Raw genomic sequence first — 25430 nt, 5'->3', positions numbered from 1 at the left:
TCTCGCTGATCACGGTGCGACTTGCGCACGCTGCCGCGAGGCAGGCACGCGATCACCCCGGTTCGTAACCCAGGTTCGGCGCCAGCCAGCGTTCGACCTCGGCCAGGGTCATCCCCTTGCGACGGGCGTAGTCCTCGGCCTGTTCGCGCGTGATGCGATCGACGGCGAAGTACCGCGCCTCGGGGTGCCCGAAATAAAGTCCGCTGACGCTGGCCGCCGGAAACATGGCAAAGTTCTCGGTCAGCGTGACCTGGGCATTGCGCTCAGCAGACAACAGGTCAAAGAGCGTGCGCTTCTCGGTGTGGTCGGGGCAGGCCGGATAGCCTGGCGCCGGGCGAATGCCCCGATACTTTTCGTCGATCAGTTCGTCGTTCGACAGATTTTCTTCGCCGCCAAAACCCCAATCGCGCCGGGCCCGCTGGTGCAGCATCTCGGCAAAGGCTTCTGCCAACCGGTCGGCCAGCGACTTCACCAGAATCGCGCTATGGTCATCCTGGGCCGCCTCGAAGCGCTGCACCAATTCATCGGTCCCCAGCCCGGCGGTGACGGCGAACGCGCCGATGTAGTCCTTGCGACCACTTTCCACGGGCGCGACGAAATCGGACAGGGCATAAAACGCCTTTTGGCCCTTGCGTTCCCACTGTTGGCGCAAGGTGTGAAATCGGGCGATCTCGCGGTCGCGCTGATCGCTGGCGTATACGACGATATCGTCCCCCAGCGAGGCCGCCGGCCAGAAACCGTACACCCCGCGGGCCACGAGCAGATGCTCATCGACGATGCGGTGCAGTAGTTGCTGCGCATCGTCGAACAGCTCACGCGCCGCCATGCCGACCGTCGCGTCGTCGAAGATCTTCGGATACTTGCCGCGCAGCTCCCAGGCCTGGAAGAACGGCGACCAGTCGATAAAGGGAACCAGGTCCGCCAACGGCACATCCTGCAAGACGCGCACGCCCAGGAACGACGGCGTATCGATGCGCACTTTCTTCCAGTCGGTGACGAACGGTTGCCGCCGAGCGTCCTCGTACGAGACCAGATGGACTTGTTGCCGCCGCTGATAGCTCTCGACCAGCTGCGCCTGTTCGGCCCGATTGCGCTTGTCGAACTGGTCGCGTGATTTGGGGTTGAGCAGTTGCTCGACCACGCCCACGCTGCGCGAAGCGTCGAGCACGTGAATCGTGGGGCGTTCGTAGGTCGGCGCGATCTTCACGGCCGTGTGCTTGGCACTGGTGGTCGCTCCGCCGATCAACAGCGGCGTCTGGATGTTCTGCCTTTGCATCTCGCGGGCGACGTGTACCATCTCGTCGAGGCTGGGCGTGATCAGGCCCGAGAGCCCGATCAGATCGACCCTTTCCTTCACGGCGGTCTCCAGGATCTGCTCGCAGGGGACCATCACCCCCAGGTCGATGACCTGGTAGTTGTTGCAGCCCAGCACCACGCCCACGATGTTCTTGCCGATGTCATGCACATCTCCCTTGACCGTGGCCATGAGGATCTTGCCGCGTGCCTGACCGACTTTTCCCGTGCGCGCCTTTTCTTCTTCCATGAACGGCATCAGATAAGCCACGGCCCGCTTCATGACACGGGCGCTTTTCACGACCTGCGGCAGAAACATCTTGCCTTGTCCGAACAGGTCGCCCACGATCTGCATGCCGGCCATCATCGGCCCTTCGATGATTTCCAGACAGCTCGAATAAAGCTGCCGGGCCTCTTCAACGTCGGCCTCGATGTAGTCGGCGATGCCCCGCACGAGCGCATGCGACAGCCGCTCGTTCACGTCCGCTTCGCGCCAGGACAGGTCGGCGCCGGTGCGCTTCGCGCCACCTTGCTTGACACTCTCGGCAAATTCGATCAGCCGCTCGGTGGCGTCGGGGCGGCGGTCGAACAGCACGTCCTCGACCCGCGTGAGCAGTTCGGGCGGGATGTCCTCGTACACGGCCAATTGCCCGGCGTTGACGATGCCCATGTCCATGCCGGCGCGGATGGCGTGGTACAAGAAGGCCGCGTGCATGGCCTCGCGCACCGGCTCATTGCCGCGGAACGAAAAGGAAATATTGCTCACGCCGCCCGAAACCTTCGCGCCGGGGCAGAGCTCTTTGATCTCGCGCGTGGCCTCGATGAAGTTGATCGCGTAGCGATTGTGCTCCTCGATGCCGGTCGCCACGGTGAGAATGTTCGGATCGAAGATAATGTCGGTGGGAGAGAATCCTACCTTCTCGGTCAACAGCTTGTAGGCCCGCTGACAGATGCGAACCTTATCTTCCTTGCTCGTGGCCTGGCCTTTCTCGTCGAAGGCCATGACCACTACGGCGGCGCCGTAGCGATGAGCCAGCCGGGCGTGCTCGAGGAACGGCTCTTCGCCCTCTTTCAAGCTGATCGAATTGACGATCCCCTTGCCTTGCACGCAGCGCAAGCCGGCTTCGATGACCGACCACTTCGAACTGTCGACCATGATCGGGATGCGCGATACTTCGTGATCGGCGGCGATCAAGTTCAAGAACCGCGTCATCGCCGCCTCGCCGTCGAGCATCGCTTCGTCCATGTTGACGTCGAGGATATTTGCCCCGCCCTCGACCTGGCCGCGGGCCACGGCCACCGCGTCCTCGAACTGCCCGGCCAGGACCATGCGGGCAAACTTCTTCGAGCCCGTGACGTTCGTCCGTTCGCCAATCATGGTGAAGTTGCTGTCCGCGCGTAACGCGAGAGGCTCGAGGCCGCTGAATCGCGTCAGGGCCTGAAGCTTGGGCCGCCGGCGCGGCGCACGGCCACGCACAGCCTCGGCGATCGCGCGAATGTGCGGAGGCGTCGATCCGCAGCAGCCCCCGACCAGGTTCAACCAACCGTTGGCGGCATAGTCCGCCAGGGTGCGCGCCATCTGCTCCGGCGTTTCGTCAAAGCCGCCAAAAGCATTCGGCAAGCCGGCGTTCGGATAGCAGCTGACGTACACGGGCGCGATTTGCGATAGCTCTTCCAGGTACGGCCGCAGTTGCTCGGGTCCCAATGCGCAATTGATTCCCACGCTCATCAGGTCGGCATGCGAGATCGACGTCCAAGCGGCTTCGATCGTTTGCGCCGAAAGGGTGCGGCCACCCTGGAAAATGGTCATCGAGGCCATCACCGGCAGACGCACGTCGTGGTCGACAAAATACTTGTCGATCGCGAACAGGCACGCCTTCAGCACGAGCGTGTCGAACGCCGTCTCGGGCAGCAGGATGTCGACCCCGCCCTCGACGAGCGCCGCCACCTGCTCGTAATACATGTCGACCATCTGTGCGAAGGTCGTGGGCCGATAGGCCGGGTCGTCGACGTTGCCGGCCACCGAAAGCTGCGCCTTGGTCGGGCCGATCGAGCCCGCCACGAACCGTGGCCGATCCGGCGTGCGGGCGTTCATCTCGTCGACCGCGCGGCGGGCACAGGCGATGGCCGCCAGGTTGATATCGCGGACGTACTGCTGCAAGCCGTAATCTTCCATCGAGATCGAATTGGCGTTGAACGTGTTGGTCTCGATGATGTCCGCGCCCGCCTCTAAATACAGCTTGTGAATGTGTTCGATCGCGTCGGGCCGGGTGATCGACAACAGGTCGTTGCAACCTTTCAGAGCCGGGAACGGGTGATCGGCGAATTGCTCGCCGCGGAAATCCTGCTCTTCAAGCTTCAACTGCTGGATCATCGTCCCCATCGCGCCGTCAAGCACGAGGATCCGATCCCCCAGCAATTGTTCGAGCAGTTCCCGGGTGTGCGGTTGATTGGCGATAGCCATGCTGTCAGACCCCGTTCAATTTGGGCGGCGGAGACGTGGGCGGGCGGACCGGCAGAGCGCCCGGACGGGCACTTTCCGAGGGACGTAGCGCGGCACACGTCGGTTCGACCGAGCCCCAGGCGGTGGCGGCAGGACCACCACCCCCCTGAGGATGACACCGCGAGGCGTCCAGACTCAAATTTCCCATGTTAGTGACACGGGGGCAAGACATTACTCGCGTCGATCCAGACACCGGCCGCCGTGCGGACGTTCGGTTTAGAGCAATTCTAGGGGCGATCACCTAGCTGAGGCCCCGGCGACGCCAGCGGGCGCGTGCCGACTCGCTCGACTGTCGGACCGTCATTCTTGCCTAACCCATACCGCCGCGACAGCACTCAAGATCGCTATATCCCGAACCGATAGAAACTTCGGGATACTAGCGTCCTCCCCGAGCGCGCGGATGAGGCTGCGCGATTTGGAGGATCGGTAGTCGCCCCTCTCACTTCCATGGTCAAAAGACCCACGGTAACCGTTCATGGAACAGCCGCTTCGATCTCGTTCGAGCGTTTCGTTGGCCATCTCGGACGGCACGTCTGCCTTGGGAGCCGTCGCGGCGCGCGACCAGTACGTGCTGTTGCGCGTGCCTGATTGCAGCACTCGGCTGATCGTGAAAGAAGGGCCGGAATCGGCCGCCGCGCCGCATCACAAGGTGAACCTCGAAACGCTGCTTTTGATGTTGCGCAGCCTGGCGAGTCGCTGGCGGCGGCCGCGAACGTTGCTCACCGGCGCCTTGGCCCTGGGCTTGATCGCGGTGGTCTTCGCCCTCGTGGCGGGCAACCGCAAAGATAACTCGCGACACGCTGACGGAGTGCGTAACGATGGTCCGCGGGCCAGGCAAGCCGACGGCGGTGCGACGGCACTCACCTGCGACGTACGATCCGCAGCCAACACCGCCGGTACGCTTGACGAGGCGCCACCGTTCCATCCCGCAGAAGCAGGGCGCGCCAACCAGCCAGGTCGCGTAGAGTCGTCATCGTCGGTCACCATCAATCCGACGACTGGTCCCAATCCGCAAGCGCGCAGGAATGCGGCGCCGATCGGGCGACTCCAGAACCGAATTGACCCAGTTCCATCTCAATATTAGTGCCCAATGAGCAGTCTCAATAAGACATTCATCAAGGCCTATCGCAAGAGCGCGGTCGAAATAGCGCCGGCGAAGTCCGTAGCTGCGCCGCATTTCGCACCACCCGCGGCCGCGAAACGCCCCGGCAGGGTCTCGGCCGAACGCCCGATCACGGCGTCGCCGGCGGCGGCAAACGCTGCCACGGCAGAAAGCGCTGCTGCTGCCTCACCGCGCGCGTTGCGCAAACCACAACCCTCGACGCTCGCCGCCACGCCGGAACCGCAGACCTTTGTCGTCGCTGGGGATTCGATCGTCGCCGACGAAAAGCCACTGGCCATCGCCGAAGCCGTGCAGCGCACGGTCGTCGATTCGGCGCACCAGGGCGTGCGACCGCCTCACGCAAACTTCGTCGATGCGCCGCGGAAGTCGCCAGCCGCGAAGGCCAATTCGGATGCGCCGCCGAGTGCGCCGGCCACGCTTACGCCGCCGGTTGCGCAACCTCCTGAAGCAGCGGTCAGCCCACGCCCGGTCATTCTGCCAATCTCGGGTCCGTCGCCGATCTGGCGCCCCGTCTACGAAGTCGCGAGCTTTACCTGGCCCGAGTTGACCGACGTGCTGCTCGAGGCGGCGACCGCACAATTCCGAGCCGCGGCGAGCGACCTGGCCGAGGCCTGCCGCCGGCACCGGAAGCTCGTCTCGGTCACGGCGGCGCGTCGCGGCGAAGGATGCACGATCATCGCGCTGGCCCTGGCCAAGGCGCTCGCCGATCAACAGCAGCGCGTGATTCTCGTTGATGCTCATTTCGAGGCGCCAGGCCTGGCCGATAATCTGGGGCTTGCCGCGCAGGTGGGTCTGGAAGACGCGCTGACGGGCGAAAAGCCGCTTGTCGAGGCCCTCGTCGAATCGTTGGAAGATCGGGTTGTAGTTCTGCCGCTGCGACAACCGTCTGCGGCAGACTGGCGTTTGAGCGTCGCGCGGCTGAAAAGCTCGCTGGACGAGCTGCGCCGGCACTGCGACGTAGTGCTAATCGACGCCGGGCCCGTCGGCGATACGAACGACCGCCGCCGCTTGCTCTCCTGGGCGGCACCCTGTCGCGTGGATCGCGCTCTGGTGGTGCGCGACCTGCGCTCGACCAGCGACGAGGAAGCCGCGGAAATCGAACGGCGTTTGCACGGTTGCGGCATCGCGCAGTGGAACTTCGTGGAAAACTTCGCCGCCGCGTAGCTAGCCCGTTGCAATATGCGACCAGCTGCCTGATCGCCAGGACGCCGATTTCGACAGACTGTTCAGACAAGAACCTTTCTCATACTCCGACGTGAGAGCATGTACGAAGCATACTGGCAATTGCAGCAGAAGCCGTTCGCCGTCAAGTGTGACGCTCGGTCCTATTACCCGACCGAGACGCATCAAGGCGCGCTACTCAAGCTGCGCTACGCCATCGAGAACCGCTGCGGCGCGGCTCTCTTGATCGGACCATCCGGGTGCGGAAAGACATTGCTCGTGCGTTTGCTCGCCGAGCAATTGCCCGAGACGTTTCGCCCGGCGGTACACCTGGTGTTTCCGCAGATGCCGGCCGGAGACTTGCTGGCCTACCTGGCGGCTGAGTTAGGCGCCACGAGTGAGCGTGAAAGCGCCGCGGCATCGCTTGATGTCAGCGTGCGCCGCATCCAGCATCGTTTGGCTGAAATCGCGGCCCAGGGGCGACACGCGGTCTTGGCCGTCGACGAGGCCCACCTGATCGAAGGCAGCCGCAGCTTCGAGGCGTTGCGCCTGCTCTTGAACTTCGAGGCCGAGGCGGGCCCCGCCATGACGCTCTTATTGGTCGGGCAAACGGCGCTGGCGCCCATGCTGTCGCGGATGCCGCAATGGGACGAGCGGCTGAGTGTAAAATGCCTGCTCCGCGCCTTCACGGTCGAGGAAACGATGGCCTACGTGCAGCACCGCCTGGCCGTGGCCGGGAGTGATCGCACCATCTTCGAGCCGACCGCCATCGAAGCGCTGCACGAGGTGTCGCACGGCATCCCGCGACAGATCAATCGGCTGTGCGACCTGGCCCTGCTGGTCGGCTTTGCCGAAGAGCTGCGGTCGATCGGGCCGGCGCAGATCGAGGCCGTCAGCCAAGACCTGGTCACGGTCTCGGCCAGCTAGCGGCCGCTGCCGGTCAGCGACCGTGCTAGCAGCGATGTCGCGCTCCATCGGCTATTCTTAGCGAGAGCGAGGCCCGGTTTCGGCCCCGCCGGCAAATCGACCTTGCGGCCCCGCCCAGGGTCCACTATCTTCCCGCGCCTTTCTCGCACTCGTGAATACGAGCGTAATTCCAGTCCCAAGGCGGTTCTCGCGCAGCAGAAGGCTGGCGGTCGGAATGGCCGGCCTGATCCTGGTCGGGCTATTGGCCGTGGCCGCAGGTTTGCAGCCGAGTCCGACGGGACTGGGAACGCACGAGCAGTTGGGTTTACCCCCCTGCACCTTTCGATGGCTTTTCGGCATGCGTTGTCCATCTTGCGGAATGACTACGTCGTGGTCGCACGCGGTGCGCGGCGAATTGACTGCTGCGCTGGCGGCCAACGTGGGCGGTGCGCTGTTGGCGTTCGGTTCGATCGTGGCGGCGCCGTGGTGCGTCGTCTCGGCCGCGGCCGGCCGATGGCTGGTGCGCCCGCCGCGCGAGCGGGTGTTGGCGGCCGCTGCGCTTTTCGTCGCGGCCGTTACGCTCGTGGATTGGATTTACCGAGTTACCACCGGGTAGACGCACAGCGTGGCGCGCAAGAAGCCGCCACACAAACTGCTTTCGAGGTAGAACGATGGACCGTACAACTCGTCGCTTCCTGATGCTCGCGACCGGAATGGTCATGCTGGCAACGATCGCCTCGCAGAGCGGATGCGTGAACGCCTTGGCCACGGCTGCCTGGCTGATTAAAGGAAACGACGTGGGCGCCGATTACAACGGACTGCGGAACAAGCGCGTGGCGGTCGTCTGCCGTCCGCTGGTGGAACTGCAATACTCGACCGGCACCCGCTCGACGCAGGAAATGGCCGTCATGATCGGCGAGATGATCGGGCAACGCGTCCGCAAGGTGTCGGTGGTCGACCCACGAGAAGTCGCCGAATGGACGGACGAGCACGATTGGGAAGATTTCGCCGAAGTCGGCCAGGCCCTCAAGGCCGACATGGTCATCGGCATCGACGTCGAGGAATTCAGCCTGTTCCAGAGCCAGACGCTGTACCAGGGCAAGGCGCGGATGAACATCACGGTGTACGACGTGGCGGACGGCGGCAAAGTGGTCTACAAGAAATCGCTGCCGCGCATCACCTTCCCGCCCAATCGCGGCGTGGACACTTCCATGCCTGAGGATGACTTCCGCCGCCGCTTTGTCGCCCACCTGTCGGACATCGTCGGTCGGCACTTCTACTCGCACGACGCGACCAGTGACGTAGCGCTCGACGCCGTGGGCTTTACCCAAGAGTAGCGCGATCTGCCGCGCCTGTCGCTGGTTGCAAGCCAGGACGTAACAGCCAGCCCTCGGCCTCGATCGAGGTCGATTGCCGAAGCGTTGCGTCGATGGATGTCTCGGTTCCGTTGCGGCCTCTTTGCGTGGGCGCTTGCACCGGCGCCGGCCGCGCGGCACAATCCGCCGGCTGACCCGTTTCGCGCTCCTGGCAGCCTGGCGCTCGCTTCGGTCTGCCACCTCTCGGAGACATCCATGCAACTCGGCTTCGTGACCGCCATTTTGCCCGACTTGGGCTTCGCCGACGTTTTGAAGTTCGCGGCCGAGGAGCAATTTGATTGCGTCGAGGTCATGTGCTGGCCGGTCGGCAAAGCTGAACGGAAATTCGCCGGCGTCACGCACATCGACGCGAGCGAGTTCACCCAGGCCGAGGCCGACGATGTAAACGCCCTGTGCCAGAAGCACGGCGTGGCCATGTCGGGCCTCGGCTACTACCCAAACATCTTGTCGGCCGATGCCGAGGAAGGGCGCGTCGCCACGGCGCACTTGAAGAAGGTGATTTCTGCGGCACGGCTGCTGGGGCTGTCGAACGTCAACACGTTCATCGGCGCCGATCATCGCCGCAACGCCGACGAGAATTTCGAGCTGTTCCGCAAAACGTGGCCGGATCTGATCAAGTTCGCCGAAGATCACGACATGCGGATCGGCATCGAGAATTGCCCGATGCTGTTCACCTGGGACGAGTGGCCGGCCGGCAAGAACATGGCGTATTCGCCAGCCGTGTGGCGGAGGATGTTCGAAGCGATCCCCTCGCGGCACTTCGGGCTGAATTACGATCCATCGCATATGGTTTTGCAGATGATGGACTATCTACGGCCGATCTACGAGTTCCGCGATCGGCTGTTCCACACGCACGCCAAGGATATGAAAATCGACCGCCAGAAGCTCGACGACCGCGGAATCCTCGGCCTGGGGTGGAGCACCCCGAAGATTCCCGGCCTCGGCTCGATCGACTGGGCGGCCTGGATTTCGTCGCTTACCGACGTCGGCTACCGCGGCCCGGTCTCGATCGAGGTGGAGGACGACTCGTTTCGCGATTCGCTGGAAGCGCGTAAACGGTCGCTGCGGATTTCGAGGAACGTGCTGCGGCCGCTCATCGGCTGAGCGCCCAGCGGGTCGTGTTTTTCAGCCAATCACCGACCGCCGCGCCGAATATTTCGCCGACGGCGTATCGAGCAGCGCCCGGTTTACTGGTATCATTCCGCCGATGTGCGTCGCGCGGCCTGCCATCGAGGGCCGCACGCTCGGCAAGGCAGATCGGTGTCGTATGAAGCTGTTATGCTTGGGAACGACGGGCTATCACCCGAACGATTTGCGGCACACCGCCTGCTTCATGCTGCCGGAAATCGGCGTCGTCCTCGACGCGGGCACCGGGATGTACCGCGTGCGCGATCACCTCGTCACGCCGCATTTGCACATCTTCATCACGCACGCGCACGTCGATCACATCATGGGACTGACGTTCTTGTACGACGTGCTGAATGATCGGCCTGTTTCGCGCGCAAACGTTTACGGCGAGGCGGAGAAGCTGGCGGCTATTCGCGAACACTTATTCAGCGAACCGTTGTTTCCTGTTGCCCCACCGTGCGATTTTTTGCCGCTCGACGGGCCCGTCACGCTACCGGGCGGGGCGAAGCTCACTCATTTTCCGGTAGATCATCCGGGCGGGGCCATTGGCTACCGGATCGATTGGTCCGACCGGTCGATGGCCTACGTCACAGACACCATCGCCAACCCCACGGCCGCTTACGTTGAAAAAATCCGCGGCGTCGACCTGCTCGTACACGAGTGCTATTTTGCCGACGATCAGACGGCGCTGGCCGATCTGACCGGCCATAGCCACATCACGCCCGTGGCCCAAGTCGCCCGCGCGGCCGACGTCGGTCGACTGTTGCTGGTGCATCTGAACCCCTTGATCGCGGCGAAGGATCCCGTGGGGCTGGGCGAGGCACGGGCCATCTTTCCGGCGGCCGAACTGGGTGTCGATCACCTGGCAATCGACTTCTAAAGAGACAACGCGGCCCAGTTTTCTGGCACCGATTTTCTCTCGAAGCTGCTCCAACCGTGCCAATCGAGTTGAACCTGATCCGGCTTTGCCGCGTAAAGGTTGTATCGCGTCGGGGTGTCCCAAGATCGAAAGGGTGGCATCGATCCGTGGGGGCGGCATGCGGGTTGCGTTAGGAGCAACCTGCCCGTTCGGTCGGGGCTTTGGGATTTTCCCTAAGTCGTGTGCCTCGGGAAGGTAAAGGGGTCGCTCGGCCGGCCTGGAGTCGTTTTCGGTGCATAATCAATAGGCAGACTGTCGCTTTTCCGGATTTTCTCCTGCCAGTCGATTACGCATCTGGATGCCGAAAGGGGAAATGGCCAAAAATGACCTGGAAAAAAAATTTTGAATCTCCATAATGGAATTGAATCAGAGGGGGGATTGGACACTACCTATGGAGGGGTCGAGCAGGTAGTTCGGGTGCCCCGGTAAGTCGGGGACGAGAATATCTGCGGATTAGTTTTTCGTCAATTTCGAGACCATTTCAGACTTGGCTGGGCCCCGGCCAAACCGGAACAAGTCGAATGCTCCGGCAGCGTTCGACGGTGGGGCCAGGGATGAGGGGAGGCACGCGTGCTGTTGGCAGTTCGTCGCGCAGGGAAGCAACGCCCCCAGTCTTGGGGCAGCGCTGCAGCATGTAGGAGACATCGACGATGAAAATGAATCGCTCTTCCGTGGTCGTTGAGTATCGGCTGGTGGCCAGCTACGAGGAGGTTCGCAAAAAGCTTCTCACTGAGGAGTTTGCCGACCGCCTGGATAAGCCTTTGGCCTTCTGGGCGTTGCCGACCGATCGATCGTCGCCGATCGCGCTGATGGGAAAGACGCTGCGAGAACTCTTTTCCATGCCCTTCGAGCAACTCTTTGCCACTCCCGGCATCGGTCAGAAGAAAATCAACTGCCTGATCGAACTGTTGCGCCGGGCTGCCAACCCAAATCCACCCGGATCTCTGGACACGACCGTCGCCGAAGAGCCGGCATTGGCCATCGACGGAAGCCACGTCGACGCCACGCAGGTTTCCGAAGCACTGTGGGTGCAGTGGCAACAGACGGTTCGCGATCACGGGCTGGGAAACATGACGCTAGGTCGCGTCGCTCCCTCTCTCGAGCGGTTGCCGCGCGTCATCTGGAATACGCCGCTGGACGCGTACACTTCGTTAAGCCTGGCCCAGATCCGTTCCTTGAAAACGCACGGCGAAAAGCGCGTCAGTGCCGTGCTGGAAGTGTTCGGTTCGCTGCACGCATTGTTGGCCGGCAGCAAGTCGCAACCGCATCTCTCGGTGCAGGTGGTGCCGAGATTCGTGGCAGACATCGAGTACTGGGCGTCCGCCGTCATGCGCCGCACGGTCGAAGTCGATGCTGCCAGTATTCGCCGCTCTTTTGTCGATCGGCTCATGGCGCAAGTCGAAATCGACGCCGGTGAAGAAATCGCTCAGCTCGCCGCCAGCCGCCTGCAACTCGATGGCTCGGGCGCGACCGTACGCCAGGTGGCACGTGACATGGATCTGACCCGGGCGCGCGTGTATCAACTGTTGGGTGATATCGCGGCGGTGATGAACGTGCGCTGGCCCGACGCCCAAGTGGTCATCCTCGGACTGCGCGAGGCGCTGCGCGAGCAGATCAAGGACACCAAGCAACTCGGGTTGTTCGATGCCGTTTGCGACTTGTTCTTCCCGAACAAGCAGCACGACGGGCTCGAAATTCACGAATCCCACGCAATCAAGCTGCCGGACGAAGTGCACGCCGAGTGAACCGCCCACACCCTTTGGGCCGAAGCTCTAAACCACTTCAGGAGTGCGCTGTCGGCTACGGCGGCGGAGAGAGATCCCGCCGTCGACCGCCGGATCCAGGCGCAAATCGGTACGCGGTGTCGGTGGCGGTTGCGGACGATCTGCCGTTTGAGGGGCACGGCGCGTGAGCGCGTGCTCGAAGAAGGCGGCGGCTCGACCCAAGACGCAACCGACTCGCAGCGGCCGGACGAGACACAGGGTAAACTCCCGGCCAACGACGGCCGCATGTGCGGCCAGCGAACGAGCCATTCCAAAGTGCTTCGCGTGTCTCCAGTAAAGTCGCTCGGCGAGCCAGGCTTCAACCAGCGGATTGGTCCGCGCCGGCCGGGGAGCGACGACGCGCGACGCCGGCTCGAAAATCGCGCGATAGCCGGCGCGAGACAACCGCAGCGCCAGGTCGACGTCGGCCATCTCGCTGCCTACCTCTAAGCAAAACGCATCGCGCAGCAAGTTCAGCGCGCCCGCGCGGTAAAAGGCGGCATCCAGCGTCGGTCCCAGCACGGTCTCGGTAGCGCCAGGCACGCTCTGCGCCGATTGGGCCTGGCCTCGGGCTATGCGCTTTCCGCCGGGATGGTACGCAACACCTGACGAGGCAATTTGCTGCCCGTCCGGCGTCATGACCAGCGGAGCGACTGCCGCAACGGTTGGATCGGCGAAATGCGCAAGCGCCGCCTGCGTCCAGCCGTCGGTCACTTCGGCGCCGCTGCGCAGGACGTGGATCACCGAACCGCGACAATGCGCGAGCCCCAGGTTCAATCGCGCCAGCTCTTCGCTCGCGCGGGAGGTTGCTACGAAGCGGACCTCGCCCGCCAGATCGTAGGGATCCTGGTAGCTTTCGTCGTGAACGACGACGACCTCGCAGTCGGCTGGCCGGCTTTGTAAGACCGAGACCAGGCTGGCTTCCAGGAGCGTTTCGTCGTGCGCCGCGATGAGAATCGAGAGTTTCGGCACGTGCGTGCTTCCTTGCCGCACTCGCCACGCCGGATTTCCGTAGCCACCGGCTGTCCCTGGTGAAAACTGTCCGCAACGACCGGACTGACAGCTTCGGCATGTGACCTGATGACCGCGGCGAACGCCATGGCCAAGGTCGGACCCTGCTAGCACCCCGTGGCGAGTTTGTCGCTGTTGGGCCCTGTGGAAATACTCGGCTACCGGAGGGAGCGGAATTGACTGGTTACCGCAAAAAACCGCGGCCCCTGCAAATTCCAGAGTCCCTAGATTTTCTCGCTTTTTCGTCCGCTCGTCATTTTATGCCATCGCGGCGGGCGCTAGCGGGTTGCGCCAGTCCCTCGCTATCAAGCGGCTCGACGTCGGCCGAAACCGTCATCACGTGCTGCCCTCCGCCCACGAAGACGCCATTGATCGGGCATACGTCGGCGTAGTCCCGGCCCCAAGAGATCGTGATGTGATGCGTGTCCACGAGCGCGTCGTTCGTCGGATCGAAATCGATCCAGCCGAGCGGCCCGCAATACACGCCGACCCAGGCGTGCGAAGCGTCGGCGCCCGTCAAGCGCGGCCGGCCGGGCGGCGGAATGGTTCGCAAGTAACCGCTTACGTAACGCGCAGCCAGACCGAGCGATCGCAAGCAGCCGACTTGCACGTGCGCCAGGTCCTGGCACACGCCGCGGCGATGCGCGAATACCTCGGCAATCGGCGTGTGTACCGTGGTGGCCTGCGGGTCGTAGGTGAAGTCCTTGTGGATGCGCGCCGTCAGCTCGAGCGCGCCTTCAAGGATCGGCCGACCGGCACCGAACGAGGAGGCCGCGTAGGCGGCGAGTTCATCGCTGCGGGTCACGTGGGGCGAATCGAAACAGAACTGATAGTTGTTCACGGCGTGCGCGCCGCGGTCGGCCGGCAACGCGTCGCGAACGCTCTCCCAAGGCGGCGAATCCGTGGTCGCCATCAGGGAAGTGGGACGCACCTCGACGCGGCTCATCGACGTAATGCTCAATTTGCGATGCCCCTCGCTGATCGAGAAAAACGCGACCGGGTTGCCGAAATAATCGGTGCGCCGATTGATCCCCGTGGGCGACGGCTTCACCACCAGGCGATGCTGATGGCAGGTTTGCCGCGGTACGGCGCGGGGCGTCAAGTGTACGACGTTCTGGCACGTGGCCACCACTTCGTGGTACTCGTACGTCGTGGTATGACTGATCTGGTAGTTCATCGCTCGTCGTCCCACCAACCTTCGGCCAATTGCCGTGGCGTGCCGGCGTGGACCAGGTATTTGTGCGCGATCAGATCGGACAATCGCGGCAGTTGTTCATTCAATCGCCCCAGCAACCGGTCCAGCTTGGTGCGCTCGCCTCGGCGCGGCAGCTTGCGCAAAGTCTCGGCCTCGGTCATGCGCACCGCCGTGAGCAGGCTGAGGACAATGCGCTGTTCGGGACTGCGCAGCGGCTGGGACCGTTCGCGCGGCAGGTTCTCGACGTGATCGGCCAGCGTCATCAGTTGGAATGCAACCGAGCGCGGATTCGTATCGTCGGTCAGAACCAGGTCCAGCACCGGCGCTGGCTGCAGTGTCGCCAGGTAGCGTGAGCGGTACGTCATCACGCTGTCGGCCACTTCCAAAAAAGCCTCGAGTACCGGTCCGTCCTGCGGGCCGATATCGACCAGAATGTTTTGGGCCAGTGTCACGGTGTGCAAGGCGCGCTCCAGCCGCCGGCCGATATCGAGGAACCGCCACCCTTGCGTGCGCGTCATGCTCTCATCGACCAGACCGCCGAAGGCCGCCAGGTCGATAATCATGCGATTGGCAAGCATCAGGACATCGCTCAACCCGACCGCGGACCTCGTGGACAGCAGTTGAAACTCCTCGTGGATGCGATGGATGATGCGCCAACTGTCCACCGACAAACGATCGCGCACGAGCGACCCGAGCCGGTGCACGGCGGCGACGTTCGAGGCCAGGCTGGCCGACTGCATACCGTCGAAAACGGCTGCCGGCAGCGCACGCTCGATCGCGGGCAACTGCTGGCGGATTCCTTCGATGACAAAGCCGGGTTCTAATTGCCCCAGCGCCGCCAGGCAGCGCAAAAGCGGATTCAACTCCGGCAGCCCGGCGATTTCATGTTCGCTCGTCAAACGGCTGAGAATCGTGCGCAAGAGCCGTGCCGAGCCGTCGGCGCGCTCGATCTGGCGACCCAGCCAGAACAAGTTATCAGCCACACGGCTGGGCAATTCGTTGCCACTGCGGCGTAACTCGATGGCCTGACCGGCCGGCGTCAGCAGCGTGACTTCGCGCACGGGCCCTTCGGCCAGTACCCAGGCGTCCTTGCTCCCCTCGCCGCCCAGGACCGATCGATCGAGCTGCGCCGCCTCGCGCGAGACGCGCACCAGCCCGCCCGGCAACGTGACGTACGAGTTCCCCGAAGCGACCAGGTACACGCGCAGCGCCATGTGTGCCGGTGCGAGCCCCGCATCGGTCGCGATCGGCACGCACGAGCGACCGAATCGCTCTTGCGCGACATAGCGCGCCGGATGCGCGGCCAGCGCGGCTTCGTGTACGGCGTCGGCCTTCATCGCGCCGCTTCCCAGTTGCGCCCGGCTGCGGCGAAATGCCGAGGTTACGATCAGGTCGTCTCGATGCTGCTCGACGTGCGCCAGGCTTGCCGGATCGCCGCACCACCAGGTGCCGATTGACGGCATGTACAACTCTTCATTCAGTAGCGCCCGGCACAAGCTCGGCAAATACGCCATGAAAACGCTGGGTTCGATCAGCGAGCTGCCCAGCGCGTTGGCGACCGCCACGTTGCCGTTGCGAACCGCTTCGAGCAGCCCGGGCACGCCCACCGCGGGATCACCGTGCAATTCCAAAGGATCGGCGTTCGCGTCGTTCAGACGACGAAAGATCACATCCACCGGCAACAGCCCGCCCAAAGTCTTGAGCAGCACATGATCGTCGCGGACCGCCAGGTCGCCCGATTCGACGAGCGTATAGCCGAGATAACGCGACAGGTACGCGTCCTCGAAATAATGCGGGCTGTGCGGTCCCTGGCTCAAGAGCACAATGCGCGGGTTCGTGGTCTGCTTGGGCGCCAGCTCGCGCAAGGTTTCACGCAGCGCGATAAAAAAGGGCGCCAGCCGTTCGACGCGCGTGCGGCGAATGACGCTCGACAGCATGCGCGAAACGACGATGCGGTTTTCCAGCGCGTATCCGGCCCCGAGCGGAGCATCCGTGCGATCGGCCACGACCCACCAGCGCCCATCCGGCGAGCGGGCCAGGTCAGCGGCATAGAAATGCAGAAACAGATCGCGCGGCGGTTGCTGGCCGTGCAATTCGCGATGAAAATTGGGGTGCTCGAACAACAGCTCGGCAGGCAGCAGGCCTTCGGTTAGCAAGCGCTGCGGCCCATACAGGTCGACCAGCACGCGATTCAACAGCCGCGCCCGCTGCACCAGCCCCAGTGTAATACGGCGCCATTCTTCGGCCGCGATGAGAACCGGCAAGACATCCAAATCCCAGGGGCGCGCCGCCTGGGCCGGATCGCCCACGGCGTTGTACATCAAGCCATTTTCGTGCACCAAGCGCACGGCCTGCTCGCGCCGTCGCGCAAACTCTTCGGTGCCGAACGAAGCGAGCGCTTCGGCGAAGGGGCGCCAGTGGGGGCGCGCGACGCCCGGGGCTGCAAGGTATTCATCGAAAGCGCCGTGCAAAGGCGTGTAGCCGTTGAACAGCCCGCCGTCGGTGCCCGTCGTGCTGTCCAGCGATGCGCTCATCTTTCCTTAGGGACGCAGCGGAGATCGAGAGTCAGCGGATATTCCGGATTGATCGGTTCCGAGGGCGCCGACCATTGGCCCCCCGTATGACCGCTGGCGAAGAAGCGCGCCGCGCGGCGGCTCTCAGCTTCGTAGGCGTTCACGGGGCTGGTCGTGTAGTTGCGCCCGCCCGGATGCGCCACATGGTAGGTGCAACCTCCCAGGCTGCGTTGTTGCCAGGCGTCGGCCATGTCGAACACCAGCGGCGTGTGCACCGCAATCGTCGGGTGCAGACAACTGGGGGGCTGCCAGGCGCGGTAGCGCACCGCGGCGACGAATTCTCCCTCGACGCCGGTCGGGCGCAACGGGAGGCGGCGCCCATTGCACGTCACGATGTGTCGCGAGTTAGTCATCCCTGTCACGCGCACCTGCATCCGCTCGACCGATGAATCGACATAGCGGGTCGTACCGCCGCCGCCGGGCTCTTCGCCCAGCACGTACCACGGCTCGATCGCCTGTCTCAATTCTAATTGCACTCCGTCCCGGACGATCGTGCCGACGAGCGGAAAGCGGAATTCAAAATGCGCGGCAAACCACTCCGCCTCAAGCGGGAAACCGGCCCGGCGGGTTTCGAGAATTACGTCCCGAAAGTCCTGCTGAACAAAATAGGGTAAAAGGAACCGATCGTGCAATGTCGTTCCCCACCGGACCAGTTGCTCGCGGTACGGTTCCTCCCAGAATCGCGCTACCAGAGCCCGTAAAAGTAACTGCTGCGTCAGGCTCATGCGGGCGTGTGGCGGCATCTCGAACGCGCGGAATTCCACCAGCCCCAGCCGGCCCGTCGCACTGTCGGGCGAGTACAGCTTGTCGATGCAAAACTCGGCCCGGTGCGTATTGCCGGTCACGTCCACCAGCAAATTACGAAAGATGCGATCGACCAGCCACGGCGGACACTCGTGGCCCTGGGAACGCCGGGGGTCGGGGACTTGCGCGCAAGCGATTTCGAGCTCGTAGATCGCATCGCGGCGCCCTTCGTCCACCCGCGGCGCCTGGCTCGTCGGCCCGATGAACGCCCCCGAGAACAGGTACGACAGCGCCGGATGGTTGTTCCAATAGGTCACCAGGCTGCACAGCAGGTCGGGCCGGCGCAAGAACGGGCTGTCGATCGGCGTGCGGCCGCCGAGCACGACGTGATTACCGCCCCCGGTGCCGGTATGCCGGCCGTCGTATGCGAACTTTTCCGTGCCCAACCGCGTTTGCCGCGCTTCTTCGTACAGCGTCGTCGTGATGTCGACCAACTCACCCCAGGTTTGCGTCGGGGGCGTGTTGACCTCGATCACGCCCGGGTCAGGCGTGACCTTGAAATGATGCAGACGATGATCAAAGGGAGGCGGATATCCCTCGACGACGACCGGCGCTTTCATCTCGGCGGCCGAAGCTTCGATCGCCGCCACCAGATCGAGATAATCTTCCAATTGTTCGACGGGCGGCAAGAAAACGTGCAGCGCTTCGTCGCGCGGCTCGACGCACAGCGCCGTGCGCACGACCTCGGTCGATAGCAACTCGGGCGTCGCGGCACGAATCGTCCGCTGGTCGTGCAATTCGTCCGCTCCGCGACCGCGACCGGCGGCCGGGATTTCGGGCTGCGGGGTGCGGCCCGGATAGTCGGGCAATGGGCCCCGCGGCGCCGTCGGATCGAGCGGATAAATGCCCTGACGGCTGGATGGCGGCAAGTACGGCAGCGCTTCCAAGGGCAAGCGCAGGCCGAGCGGCGAGTCGCCCGGCAACAGAAACAACGCGTCGCTGCGTACCGGCCACGGTCCACTCCGCCAGCGCGGCTTGCCTTGCCACCATTGACGCTCGAGGGGCAGGACGTAACCCGTCACAGCGCCCAAGCCGCGCTCGAACACCCGTGCCATGCGCGCGCGCTCTTCGGCGTCGGACAGCTTCGGGTCGCGCGGATCGACGTTGATCGGCAGATGGCGTTCCTTGGCCAGGTAATGCCACGGATCCTCGTAGGCCGGCACGATCCAGTTGTTGTCGACGTGCAAATGCGCGGCGACACGGTGGACAAACTCGTCGGCATCCTTGGCCGTGTGCTTGTACTTCTTACCTTCCTCGGCAATCAAGCTCGCATCGCGCCACACGGGCTGACCGTCGGCACGCCAATAACACGCCAGCGCCCAGCGCGGCAATGATTCGCCGGGATACCACTTACCCTGGCCGAAGTGCAACAACGCTTCAGGAGCGAACTTCTCTTGCAACCGGCGGACCAGCGTTTCGGAAAGCCGGCGCTTCGTGGGGCCGACGGCCGCGGTGTTCCATTCGGCGCCGTCCATATCGTCGATCGATACGAACGTGGGCTCGCCTCCCATCGTCAAGCGCACGTCGCCCGCGGCCAGCCGTTCGTCGACGGCGTGACCGAGAGCCTCGATCCGCGCCCACTGCTCGTCGGTATACGGGCGCGTCACGCGCGGATCTTCATGGATCCGGCTGATCGTCATGTCGAACGAGAACTTCGTCTCGCACGCCTCGACGCCGCCCGTGATCGGCGCGGCGGAAGATGGGTCGGGCGAGCAGGCAAGCGGAATGTGCCCTTCGCCAGCCAATAACCCCGACGTCGGGTCCAGCCCGATCCAACCGGCGCCGGGAATATACACCTCGGTCCAGGCGTGCAGGTCGGTAAAGTCAGCCGCAGCGCCGGCCGGCCCGTCGAGCGGCTTCACGTCCGGCACCAACTGTACGAGGTAGCCCGACACGAAGCGCGCCGCCAGGCCCAGACACCGCAGGACTTGCACCAGCAGCCACGCCGAATCGCGACAACTGCCCGAACCGAGAGTGAGCGTTTCTTCGGGCGATTGCACGCCTGGCTCCATGCGAATCAGGTAGCGCACGTCCTGCTGCAGGCGCTGGTTGAGCGCCACCAACAGATCGACGGTCTTCATCCGGGGGCGACCGATCGCGCTTAGGTACGCCTCGAAACGGCGGCCAGGCGGCTCAAGTTCCAGGTACGGGCGCAGCTCGCGGGCGAGCCACGGTTCGTACTCGAAAGGAAACATCTCGGCCGACGATTCGATGAAAAAATCGAACGGATTGATCACCGTCAACTCGGCGATCAAGTCCACCGCGATGTCGAGAGTACGGGTGCGCTCGGGAAAGACGAGTCGGGCAAGAAAATTGCCGTGCGGGTCTTGCTGCCAGTTTTCAAAATGTTCGGCAGGCTCGACCTTCAGCGAGTAGCTCAAGATCGGCGTTCGGCTGTGCGGCGCCGGCCTCAGCCGGATGATTTGCGGCGAGAGAGCGACGAGCCGGTCGTAATCGTAACGCGTTTCATGGTGCAGCGCAACTCGGATGGCCATGATTGGATAACTGCCGTTGATGTGCCTTGTGCGCTCATGGCCCGCCTGCTCCAATTCGCTTGGTTCGAGTGTAGCCGAAAGGCAAGCAAGGGTGTAGTCGCGCATGCGCCTGGCGCTGCGTGATTATGTGCGACGCCGGTCGGTATTTCTTCAGCTTATGCAGGGATGGGCTCGACATGGCTGCGACGCGTTATCTCGTCTTCGATATCGAAAGCATCGCCGACGGTGATCTCGTCGCGCGGTTGATCTATCCGGGCGAGAAGCTGTCGGCCAAGGCCGCGGTGACGAAATACCGCAAGGAGCTGATGGCAAAGTACGAGAGCGACTTCGTTCCCTACACGTATCACCTTCCGACGTCGATCGCCGTGGCCAAAGTCGATGCGGAGTTCCGCCTGCAGGACATGGCCGTGCTCGACGAGGCGGAATCCCGGCCGCACGTGATCACCGAGAATTTCTGGCGTGGCTGGGAGAAGCACGGCCGGCCGACGCTCGTCAGCTTCAACGGACGGACCTTCGATCTGCCACTGTTGGAGCTGTCGGCCTTTCGCTTTGGGCTGAGCGTGCCGGGCTGGTTCAATCTGACCGCCAAGAGCTTCGAGCAATCGAGGAACCGCTACAACCTCGAGGCCCATATTGACCTGCAAGAATTGCTGACGAATTTCGGCAGCACGCGCTTTACCGGTGGTTTGAACCTGGCGGCCAATTTGCTCGGCAAGCCCGGCAAAATGGATGTCGAAGGGCACATGGTGCAAGACCTCTTTGATGCCGGAAAGGTCAGCGACATCCACGACTATTGCCGATGCGACGTGCTGGATACGTACTTCGTCTTCTTGCGCACTCGCGTGCTGCTGGGACGGTTGTCGCTGGACGAGGAGCAGGGAATCATCGCCGAAACCAAGTCCTGGCTCACCGCTCGGGCCGGCGAAGTTCGCGCCTACCGCATGTATCTCGACCGCTGGGGAGACTGGCCCGACCCTTGGCCCCGCGGCGCGAAGACAAAATGACGCACGGCGCTTCGATAAGCGGGCGCGCGCTGCGGCGGCACGTGACGCGGCGACCTTAGCCGGCCGATGGCGCCATGGCGGTCTTCCGCGGAAAGATAAGCTCCCCGGGCGCGGGATCCCCCTCGTACGCGATCACGGGCATGGCAACCGCCCAGCGATGATCCGATCGGCCGATCGCTACGCGATTGAAACCCTCGATATAGGCGAGCGCATCGTTCGCGCTGAAACAGCCGGACTCAGCCAACTCGACGGCAACCGCCTCGCGCGGAAGATCGCGCCACGATCGCGGCTGCCAGTCTTGAAATTTCGCGATCCAGATTCTGTATCGTTCCGCGGTCGCAGTTCTGATCGTCATTCGCCCATGTCCTTACGTGCGTTTGTGGCTGTGCCCCACGAGATGAGTCACCCACCCAATTCATGAGGCGCAGGGCAGGATTCAAGGTCGCGCGCAGTTGTTCCCCGGACGTCGCGGTGCGCACCGCCCCTGTCGGCGCAACGCCGCGGCGCCGTGCGCCCGTCTCACGCGATTGTCTCGTCGTCGAGCCGTCTTCGTCCAACTTCTGACGGTGAAACGTCTGGACCTCTGCCCTTGCCTGAAGTATACATTAGTACACTTACCTGAGTCAACGCAAAAAGGGCATAAATCCCGCGCCAACAACGCCGACCACGCAGCCTGACACCTCCATGCAGCCTTTCGCCCACAATCTCCGGCGTCTGATGGCGCAGCTCGACCTGACCGTGCTGGACGTTGCACGGCGCACAGGGCTCGACGAGCGTACGGTGAAAAGCATTCTGGCCGGTGCCAGTTCCAAACCACACGCGCGGACCCTGCATCAGTTGGCGCAGGGATTGGGGGTCGAGACGAACGAGTTCTTCCAAAGCCCACTTCTGGCGGGGCGGAAACAGTTCGATCGTCATACGAATCCAACCGTGGATGAATTATTGGACAGCCGTCCGGAGCTATTCAGTGAATGGTGCGTTGCCGACTTCGACGAGCTGTACAGCCGCATGGGAATGGGCGGGGCGCTGACTAGCGAAGGCGCGCTGCGCGCCGCAGAGGCCATCAATCGTAAGCGCGAGCTGCACGACAAACTTGCGCTACTGTTGGAGACCGAACAAGCGGACGTCATCGCGGGCATCCTGGAACTGTTTTATCAGCGTGCCAAAGCCGATCCTTGATCGCGTGTACGCGATGCAAACGTGCTTATACGTTCGCAAGCCGCCGCGCCCAATTCTCCACATCCAGGTTTTGAGCATCCGTCAGGCTTCCGTTGGCCACGGTGCCTCCATAAATGAGCACGGTAGACAGGTAACCCACGAAGCGGTCCTGCACGGTATACGGCCCTTCGAGGGGAGAACCCGAGTCGTAGTTCAGTCCACCCAGAATGAGCGAATCGACCCCTTCCAGTGTCGCATACCACTGACTCTGGGTGTTGCCGGTGTTGGCAGCGAAGTTACCGAACGAAGGATCGATCGGGTCGGCGACGCCATTGAGGCGGTATGCAAGGCTGGCCGTGCCACCGGCGCCAAAACCGCGTTGATTGGTGACGTATGTGGTTCCCGTAGTAACCGTGGTCGTGCCACGAACCTGCCCGTTTGTCGCCGTGGCGGCGTCGCGGCGGATACGTAACTGAAGAGTGGAGTTATAAAACAATGGGAACATGTAAGTGAAGTTTCCGTCGTAGGTCTCTTTGTCCGCCGTGAGGATGGAATAGTCGAAGTTGAGGATCGACAGGTCGGTCGGGCGGACGACCGTGAAAATATCGCCCGAAAGAAGATTGCGACCGAATCCCGGCGCGCTGGCGCGCATCCAATGCTGGCCGCACATTTGCAGCGCCGGCAGGTTGTTGAGCGGAGATAGAGCGATCCAGAGGGGCGCGTAGTTGAAGCGCGGTGCAAAAAACTGGTATCCGCTCGGCCCGCGGTCGTCGAGCGATGTACACAGCTGCGCCTGGGCGAGGGGGCCATTCTGCTCTGCCAGATGGTTCGCGTTTGCTGTTGCATCGCTGCGCGTGCCGCCGCTTTCGGTCAGGTCCCAGGCGGCGACGAGATTGGTCTTCTGGCCACCCGTCAAGCGGGCATAGCTCAACGGAAAACCGGCATTGAAGAGCAATGGCACGATCACCGTCGGAATGACTTCGCGCCATAAGCGAACGCTGGCCAGCACGCCGTCATAGAGATTCGCGATGCCGCCCGAACCGTTCCACGCGCCGAGCAACAGGGGCGCCGATTGGCCCGTGGCCAACGCCGCCAGCGTGCCGACCGTTGGCGTAGTGGTGGCCGGCGTTGTCGAGCCGTCGAAATACATGTTCACCGTCGGAACCGTGAGGTCAGCTGTGACCACGCAGCTCGACCAGTTGCCCGGCGCATTGGTCGTGACGATCCCGGCATAGGCATTGGCCGTGTTGTTCCAGATCCAGAATTCGACCTGGCTCTCTTGTCCGATCGTTCCCGACGAGCGGATCGCCCAACCGTGCTTACCTGCGGTATTGCCGAGATCCTTCGAGATATAGCACCGCTGCGTGCCGATCGACGTCGTATTGCGCCACAACTCGACCGAGAACTTGTTGGCATTGGTACCGGTACTGAAATCGATCGACGCGGAATGCGCGGCTTGCAGATATTGCGATCCCGCTGCCACGAACTGCGCGCCTTTGCAAAACGACATCGTGGCCGTGTAGCCGGCGTCGATATAGAGCTGCAACAAGCTCAGGTACTTCAAAGGAGTTGGCACGCTGGGTGCCATCATCGCGGCCGCATGCCGCAGGCTGAGAGCCGAGGTCAACGGACGACGTCGCATGGCTGTTCCTTTGCGTTGGATGGTTTCTCGGAATGGTTCCGCGCCGAGCCAGCTCGGCGGTTAAGTCGAATGCGTGAGGAGCAGGAAGTTCGTCATACTCGCTGACATGGCATGAATCTCCTCACGGGTTGATGGCATCCCTACGGGACAGCCGTGGCGACGAGGACAGGGCGTCCCTACGGGACTGCCGTGGCGACGAGGACAGGGCGTTTCTACGGGACAGCCGTTTAACGGCCGCGCCGCAGGCGCGCCCTCAGCATGCGCTCGGCCCGGCGGGCCAGCCTCCGCGCGCTGTCGCACAATCCAGCGCATGTATTCGCCCCATTCTTTCGGCCCCTCGGGCGTGTAGAACACGGTATTGCGCCGCACGGGGCCGGTCAGGACCAGGCTGTAGGCCGGCCGGCCGGCGAGGAGCTCGACGCGGTGCGGCGTCTCGGCCGGCAGGAAGTGCAGCGTCCCCGGCCAGTGCCGGCGATAACGCACGGTGCCGTCCGCTGCCAAGATCCCTTCGCGATAGCCGTTCCACAGCTTGAGCGACAGGAACCACCACGGATGATCGTGGTAATTTCCCTCGAGCCCTTCGTCGCCGGCCGTGAGCTTATGAAAGAGTATCGAACACCACCGATTACCAAAGAGTGTCCAGCGGTGGAAGTAGGGAGTGCCGGCCGCGTCGCTCACGCAGTCGTAGCGGACGCCCAGCCAATCGAGCAGCCGGCTCAGCATGGCGGCGCCTCCTGCGCGGCGTCAGCATTTTCCAGCACGTCCGACACGTATTCCCCCAGGTCGGGCCGGCCGGCGTACGGCCCTTCGGCCATGATCCGCGCGCGGAGAAAGAACCAACTCGGGATCGACGAACAGCCGATCCCTTGCGCCTCGGAAGTCGTCAGCCCCGGGTAGCGCCGTTCCAGCTCGTACATCAGGGCATGGCCGACGCGGCGGCGCCGATACGCTTCTTCGACGTAGGCATACTCGACGCTCACGCGCCCCTCGGCATGATGACACCACAAGCGGCCGATCACCTGGCCCTCGGCCAGGGCCTCGGCGAACAGGTTGGGCTCGCGCGGCCGCACGGGTCGGCTGTCGGGGCCTGTGATGACGATACGCATTTCGGAAAACGATGAATGATGAGTGATGAATGAGGAACGCCCGGACCGTTTAACGGCTGCACCGTAGGTGCGGCCTTGTCGTCTCTGCCTACTGCCTGCTGCCTACTGCCTACTGCCTACTGCCCGCTAATTCACCCTCATGATGTAGCACAGCGCAAAATACTGCGGCGTGTGATATTTCATGTCGTGCGTCAGGGTCGGCGTCTGGTGCGTGTGCGGGTTGGGCGCGATCGTGGTCGTGGTCTCGATCGCCGGGTCGCTGATCACCGT

At 63.3% G+C, this 25430-nt stretch carries 19 protein-coding genes; 10 read left to right on the top strand and 9 right to left on the bottom strand.

Annotated elements, in window-relative coordinates:
* Window positions 1-52: 52 nt before the first annotated feature.
* Window positions 53-3757 carry a methionine synthase gene (gene metH, locus VHD36_01470; GenBank protein ID HVU85958.1) on the bottom strand — a complete coding sequence of 1235 codons (3705 nt, stop codon included), beginning with the start codon at window positions 3755-3757 and terminating at the stop codon, window positions 53-55.
* 514 nt (window positions 3758-4271) lie between these two features.
* Between metH and VHD36_01465 the strand changes: the two genes are divergently transcribed.
* The 8 genes from VHD36_01465 to VHD36_01430 all read left to right on the top strand — a co-directional run bounded on the left by VHD36_01465 (window position 4272) and on the right by VHD36_01430 (window position 12154).
* Window positions 4272-4880, top strand: coding sequence for a hypothetical protein (locus VHD36_01465; GenBank protein ID HVU85957.1), 609 nt, complete (start codon window positions 4272-4274; stop codon window positions 4878-4880).
* 6 nt (window positions 4881-4886) lie between these two features.
* Entirely contained in the window at window positions 4887-6083 is a 1197-nt protein-coding gene (locus VHD36_01460) for a hypothetical protein (protein HVU85956.1), read from the top strand.
* 99 nt (window positions 6084-6182) lie between these two features.
* A complete protein-coding gene (locus VHD36_01455) occupies window positions 6183-7007 on the top strand; it encodes an AAA family ATPase (protein HVU85955.1) in 825 nt (274 codons plus the stop codon).
* A 214-nt stretch (window positions 7008-7221) separates the two neighbouring features.
* Window positions 7222-7602: a DUF2752 domain-containing protein gene (locus VHD36_01450; GenBank protein ID HVU85954.1), complete on the top strand. Its 381-nt coding sequence runs from the start codon at window positions 7222-7224 to the stop codon at window positions 7600-7602.
* Window positions 7603-7657: 55 nt separating this feature from the next.
* A complete protein-coding gene (locus tag VHD36_01445) occupies window positions 7658-8323 on the top strand; it encodes a hypothetical protein (GenBank protein ID HVU85953.1) in 666 nt (221 codons plus the stop codon).
* A gap of 234 nt (window positions 8324-8557) precedes the next feature.
* Entirely contained in the window at window positions 8558-9466 is a 909-nt protein-coding gene (locus VHD36_01440; GenBank protein ID HVU85952.1) for a sugar phosphate isomerase/epimerase, read from the top strand.
* Between the two features lie 163 nt (window positions 9467-9629).
* Window positions 9630-10370 carry an MBL fold metallo-hydrolase gene (locus VHD36_01435; protein HVU85951.1) on the top strand — a complete coding sequence of 247 codons (741 nt, stop codon included), beginning with the start codon at window positions 9630-9632 and terminating at the stop codon, window positions 10368-10370.
* Between the two features lie 689 nt (window positions 10371-11059).
* Window positions 11060-12154 carry a hypothetical protein gene (locus VHD36_01430; GenBank protein ID HVU85950.1) on the top strand — a complete coding sequence of 365 codons (1095 nt, stop codon included), beginning with the start codon at window positions 11060-11062 and terminating at the stop codon, window positions 12152-12154.
* Window positions 12155-12181: 27 nt separating this feature from the next.
* On the opposite strand, the gene VHD36_01425 is transcribed toward VHD36_01430, so the two are convergent.
* The 4 genes from VHD36_01425 to VHD36_01410 form a co-directional block, all read right to left on the bottom strand.
* On the bottom strand, window positions 12182-13144 hold the full coding sequence (locus tag VHD36_01425; protein ID HVU85949.1) for a glycosyltransferase family 2 protein: 963 nt from the start codon (window positions 13142-13144) through the stop codon (window positions 12182-12184).
* 292 nt (window positions 13145-13436) lie between these two features.
* A complete protein-coding gene (locus tag VHD36_01420; GenBank protein ID HVU85948.1) occupies window positions 13437-14360 on the bottom strand; it encodes a transglutaminase family protein in 924 nt (307 codons plus the stop codon).
* Entirely contained in the window at window positions 14357-16912 is a 2556-nt protein-coding gene (locus VHD36_01415; protein ID HVU85947.1) for a circularly permuted type 2 ATP-grasp protein, read from the bottom strand. The genes VHD36_01420 and VHD36_01415 overlap by 4 nt, the downstream gene beginning before the upstream one ends.
* The gene (locus VHD36_01410) at window positions 16909-20250 is read right to left on the bottom strand and encodes a transglutaminase family protein (protein HVU85946.1); all 3342 of its coding nucleotides are present in this window, start codon (window positions 20248-20250) and stop codon (window positions 16909-16911) included. The genes VHD36_01415 and VHD36_01410 overlap by 4 nt, the downstream gene beginning before the upstream one ends.
* A gap of 176 nt (window positions 20251-20426) precedes the next feature.
* On the opposite strand from VHD36_01410, the gene VHD36_01405 reads away from it, so the two are divergent.
* The gene (locus tag VHD36_01405; protein ID HVU85945.1) at window positions 20427-21254 is read left to right on the top strand and encodes a 3'-5' exonuclease; all 828 of its coding nucleotides are present in this window, start codon (window positions 20427-20429) and stop codon (window positions 21252-21254) included.
* A gap of 55 nt (window positions 21255-21309) precedes the next feature.
* Here the strand turns inward: VHD36_01405 and VHD36_01400 are convergent, their stop codons facing one another.
* A complete protein-coding gene (locus tag VHD36_01400; GenBank protein HVU85944.1) occupies window positions 21310-21609 on the bottom strand; it encodes a hypothetical protein in 300 nt (99 codons plus the stop codon).
* 329 nt (window positions 21610-21938) lie between these two features.
* Here VHD36_01400 and VHD36_01395 point away from each other — a divergent pair, with 329 nt between their 5' ends.
* The gene (locus VHD36_01395; protein ID HVU85943.1) at window positions 21939-22433 is read left to right on the top strand and encodes a helix-turn-helix transcriptional regulator; all 495 of its coding nucleotides are present in this window, start codon (window positions 21939-21941) and stop codon (window positions 22431-22433) included.
* Between the two features lie 25 nt (window positions 22434-22458).
* On the opposite strand, the gene VHD36_01390 is transcribed toward VHD36_01395, so the two are convergent.
* Genes VHD36_01390 through VHD36_01380 form a run of 3 tightly spaced genes read right to left on the bottom strand, consistent with a single transcriptional unit; the run spans window position 22459 to window position 25160 of the window.
* On the bottom strand, window positions 22459-24054 hold the full coding sequence (locus tag VHD36_01390; protein HVU85942.1) for a hypothetical protein: 1596 nt from the start codon (window positions 24052-24054) through the stop codon (window positions 22459-22461).
* Between the two features lie 60 nt (window positions 24055-24114).
* A complete protein-coding gene (locus VHD36_01385) occupies window positions 24115-24777 on the bottom strand; it encodes a hypothetical protein (protein ID HVU85941.1) in 663 nt (220 codons plus the stop codon).
* Window positions 24771-25160: a GNAT family N-acetyltransferase gene (locus VHD36_01380; GenBank protein HVU85940.1), complete on the bottom strand. Its 390-nt coding sequence runs from the start codon at window positions 25158-25160 to the stop codon at window positions 24771-24773. The genes VHD36_01385 and VHD36_01380 overlap by 7 nt, the downstream gene beginning before the upstream one ends.
* Window positions 25161-25430: the final 270 nt, after the last annotated feature.

The sequence above is a fragment of the Pirellulales bacterium genome, from assembly GCA_035546535.1.
Classification (GTDB): domain Bacteria; phylum Planctomycetota; class Planctomycetia; order Pirellulales; family JACPPG01; genus JACPPG01.
Note: the sequence above shows the minus strand (reverse complement) of the source record. Positions and strands in the feature narration are given on the sequence as shown.

Bases quoted from the DNA above. Each gene is read 5' to 3' on its own strand.
- VHD36_01385 (HVU85941.1), bottom strand. From the start codon at position 24,777: ATGCTGAGCCGGCTGCTCGATTGGCTGGGCGTCCGCTACGACTGCGTG.
- VHD36_01390 (HVU85942.1), bottom strand. From the start codon at position 24,054: ATGCGACGTCGTCCGTTGACCTCGGCTCTCAGCCTGCGGCATGCGGCC.
- VHD36_01455 (HVU85955.1), top strand. From the start codon at position 6,183: ATGTACGAAGCATACTGGCAATTGCAGCAGAAGCCGTTCGCCGTCAAG.
- VHD36_01400 (HVU85944.1), bottom strand. From the start codon at position 21,609: ATGACGATCAGAACTGCGACCGCGGAACGATACAGAATCTGGATCGCG.
- VHD36_01450 (HVU85954.1), top strand. From the start codon at position 7,222: ATGGCCGGCCTGATCCTGGTCGGGCTATTGGCCGTGGCCGCAGGTTTG.
- VHD36_01410 (HVU85946.1), bottom strand. From the start codon at position 20,250: ATGGCCATCCGAGTTGCGCTGCACCATGAAACGCGTTACGATTACGAC.
- VHD36_01445 (HVU85953.1), top strand. From the start codon at position 7,658: ATGGACCGTACAACTCGTCGCTTCCTGATGCTCGCGACCGGAATGGTC.
- VHD36_01405 (HVU85945.1), top strand. From the start codon at position 20,427: ATGGCTGCGACGCGTTATCTCGTCTTCGATATCGAAAGCATCGCCGAC.
- VHD36_01465 (HVU85957.1), top strand. From the start codon at position 4,272: ATGGAACAGCCGCTTCGATCTCGTTCGAGCGTTTCGTTGGCCATCTCG.
- metH (HVU85958.1), bottom strand. From the start codon at position 3,757: ATGGCTATCGCCAATCAACCGCACACCCGGGAACTGCTCGAACAATTG.
- VHD36_01440 (HVU85952.1), top strand. From the start codon at position 8,558: ATGCAACTCGGCTTCGTGACCGCCATTTTGCCCGACTTGGGCTTCGCC.
- VHD36_01435 (HVU85951.1), top strand. From the start codon at position 9,630: ATGAAGCTGTTATGCTTGGGAACGACGGGCTATCACCCGAACGATTTG.
- VHD36_01415 (HVU85947.1), bottom strand. From the start codon at position 16,912: ATGAGCGCATCGCTGGACAGCACGACGGGCACCGACGGCGGGCTGTTC.
- VHD36_01460 (HVU85956.1), top strand. From the start codon at position 4,887: ATGAGCAGTCTCAATAAGACATTCATCAAGGCCTATCGCAAGAGCGCG.
- VHD36_01430 (HVU85950.1), top strand. From the start codon at position 11,060: ATGAAAATGAATCGCTCTTCCGTGGTCGTTGAGTATCGGCTGGTGGCC.
- VHD36_01420 (HVU85948.1), bottom strand. From the start codon at position 14,360: ATGAACTACCAGATCAGTCATACCACGACGTACGAGTACCACGAAGTG.
- VHD36_01380 (HVU85940.1), bottom strand. From the start codon at position 25,160: ATGCGTATCGTCATCACAGGCCCCGACAGCCGACCCGTGCGGCCGCGC.
- VHD36_01395 (HVU85943.1), top strand. From the start codon at position 21,939: ATGCAGCCTTTCGCCCACAATCTCCGGCGTCTGATGGCGCAGCTCGAC.